Source organism: Microcystis sp. M53603_WE2, assembly GCF_030065435.1.
Window position 1 is genome coordinate 1 of record NZ_JASJFF010000723.1, and the last position, 1199, is coordinate 1199.

The following is a 1199-nucleotide window of genomic DNA, read 5'->3' on the forward strand; positions in this document are numbered from 1 at the left end:
GAACCCTTATAGAGAAAGGCACTTAGCGATTTTTGTCAATTGTTTTTGCTCTAGAGCCAACTAATCAATTAAGTCTCTTACCAGATAAGGATTTAGTCGATTTATGCCCCCCTATCGAACCATACCAAGTAACGAAGAACCGAATATTTTTATCCATCGTTGGAAAATACACGGAATGTTTCTGGATATCCTTTTCTACGGGGTGAATATACGGAAACTTTCTGCTTTTTGTCCTCTAGGGGTTGACTATTACGGAAATTTCCTGTACACTAGCTTACTGGACTTGAGTAACAACTATTTTGGTATCTCAAGAAAAAGCTAACCTACTGAAAAAAGAGAATAAGATGTCCATTAGTGTCGTAAAACTTCACCCTGACTGCGTGGCTATCTTCAATGAGTTTAAAGGTAATGCTAATAAACCAACGCATGATTTTCTGACTATGAAGTTGGATGGAGTCAACATCGTTCCTGATTTGTGTCCACCGATTGGTACTTCATCTGAAGACCCTAGATTCGGGGATAAGGAGCATCCTGCATTTGATCACATGGTTAGTCATTTGATCGAGAAAGGTAGTGGATATGCATTTTACATATTTCGATATGACAAGGGAAACGGTCATCCCAGTAAACTTGTGTTTTACACTTATGTAGATGACAATGGCCCAGCAAAGACTAAAATGGCTATCACATCTTCCAAACAAGTCGTGGAAAAAGGCTGTCCAGGTTTTTCGCTTAAGATTCAGGCAAATTGCAAGGAGGATCTTTCATACAAAGTCGGTTTGGATCTTGTTTTAGAACGCCCGTAGGTTAGGGTAAGTGCGATCGCTGTTATCTTGTTGATTAAACTTTAAAATTGTCATTGCTTGGGATAGGAATGCAGGGGGCGATCATTTTTGGAATGAGCAATTTTTTGGGCATGGCGATCGCTTTTGGGGCAGGGGTAAGAGCGATCGCATCTCTCTTAGGGTAGAACGCTGATTGCAAAGGATGGTCAGTCAGCCCTAGATAGTCAACAGCTTACCCGAAAAAGCTAGATTTTGTAACAAAATTTAGTATTACTTAGGGCTGGCTGAATAATGGTAAAACCCTTTTAAAATAAGGCTTTTGACCTGTTAAAGTCCGATGTTAGTGCAAGAAAATAGGATTGGGACTTTCAAAAACCTTGCATTATCCTTCTTGTAGTACATCGCTTGGTACAC

The 1199-nt window shown here is 39.9% G+C and carries 2 protein-coding genes; both read left to right on the forward strand.

Annotation, left to right across the window (positions count from 1 at the left end; all coding sequences use genetic code 11):
- Window positions 1-32 precede the first annotated feature (32 nt).
- Window positions 33-206 (forward strand): hypothetical protein, encoded by a 174-nt coding sequence (locus PX481_RS15550; RefSeq protein WP_288024769.1) that lies wholly within the window; start codon window positions 33-35, stop codon window positions 204-206.
- 93 nt (window positions 207-299) lie between these two features.
- Window positions 300-806: a cofilin family protein gene (locus tag PX481_RS15555; RefSeq protein WP_052276720.1), complete on the forward strand. Its 507-nt coding sequence runs from the start codon at window positions 300-302 to the stop codon at window positions 804-806.
- The last annotated feature ends 393 nt before the right edge of the window (window positions 807-1199 follow it).